This window comes from Vibrio sp. YT-18 (assembly GCF_033337345.1).
Taxonomy (GTDB): domain Bacteria; phylum Pseudomonadota; class Gammaproteobacteria; order Enterobacterales; family Vibrionaceae; genus Vibrio; species Vibrio alginolyticus.
On record NZ_JAWOQO010000084.1, the window covers coordinates 1 to 1,571 of the forward strand.

Consider the following 1,571-nt stretch of genomic DNA (forward strand, 5'->3'; position numbering starts at 1 on the left):
CTCGTGGATTTCGGCCATGTCGATTTCAATCACATGCGCGTATTCCGCATCTGAATCCGCTGACATCAATTCAGGTTTCGCCAACCACTCTTCCATCGCAGTGATACGGCGCTCGATTGTACGGCGGTCACCGTAGCCTTCCGAGATCATCCACTTAAGCATTACGATGTTCGAGTTTAGGTACTCTTCGATTGATTCTTGAGATAACTTAACGGTACAACCCGCAGCAGAACGCTCAGCTGACGCATCAGACAGTTCGAATGCTTGCTCAACCGTTAGTGTTTCTAGACCTTCAATCTCAAGGATACGACCAGAGAATTCATTCACTTTACCGGCTTTTTCAACAGTCAATAGACCTTGTTGAATCGCGTAGTAAGGGATGGCATGAACTAGGTCACGAAGTGTGATACCCGGTTGCATCTTGCCTTTAAAGCGAACCAAAATTGATTCAGGCATATCCAATGGCATAACGCCTGTTGCCGCTGCGAATGCAACCAGACCAGAACCAGCTGGGAATGAAATACCTAGCGGGAAACGAGTATGCGAGTCGCCACCAGTACCGACAGTATCTGGCAGTAGCATACGGTTTAGCCACGAGTGGATAATGCCATCGCCTGGACGTAGAGAAACACCGCCACGGTTCATGATGAAATCAGGAAGTGTATGGTGAGTATTCACGTCAACTGGTTTAGGGTACGCAGATGTGTGACAGAACGACTGCATAACTAGGTCTGCTGAGAAGCCAAGACACGCAAGGTCTTCAAGCTCATCACGCGTCATAGGACCCGTTGTATCTTGAGAACCTACGGTTGTCATCTTAGGCTCATAGTAAGTGCCCGGACGAACACCTGCTACACCACATGCTTTACCAACCATTTTCTGTGCAAGCGTGTAACCCTTGCCAGAATCAGCGACTTCACCAGGTTTACGGAATACATCAGAAGACTCAAGACCTAGAGCTTGGCGCGCTTTATCTGTTAAACCACGACCGATGATCAATGGGATACGACCGCCAGCACGTACTTCATCAATCAGCACGTCTGTTTTTAGAGAAAACTCAGCAAGTACTTCACCTGTTTCGTGGTTACATACTTTGCCTTCGTATGGGTAAACGTCGATAACGTCGCCCATATTCAACTTCGTTACATCAACTTCGATAGGCAGCGCGCCCGCATCTTCCATTGTGTTGAAGAAGATAGGTGCAATTTTACCGCCAAGCACGTAACCACCAGCGCGTTTGTTAGGTACGTAAGGGATATCATCGCCCATGAACCATAGCACTGAGTTAGTTGCAGATTTACGAGAAGAACCAGTACCAACAACATCACCAACGTACACTAGCTGGTGACCTTTTGATTTTAGCCCTTCGATTTGTTTGATTGGACCGATGGTGCCTTGCTGGTCAGGGTTAATACCCTCACGTTCGTTTTTCAGCATCGCAAGTGCGTGTACTGGAATATCAGGGCGAGACCATGCATCAGGAGCTGGAGAAAGATCATCCGTGTTCGTTTCACCTGTCACTTTAAAGACAGTCAGCGTGATTTTTTATTCAAGCTTAGGCTTAGCTAGGA

At 47.5% G+C, this 1,571-nt stretch carries 1 pseudogene; it reads right to left on the reverse strand.

Going from position 1 to position 1,571, the window contains the following annotated elements:
- Nucleotides 1-1,571, reverse strand: a pseudogene (locus tag R7M72_RS24470) (bifunctional aconitate hydratase 2/2-methylisocitrate dehydratase); the annotation flags it as partial.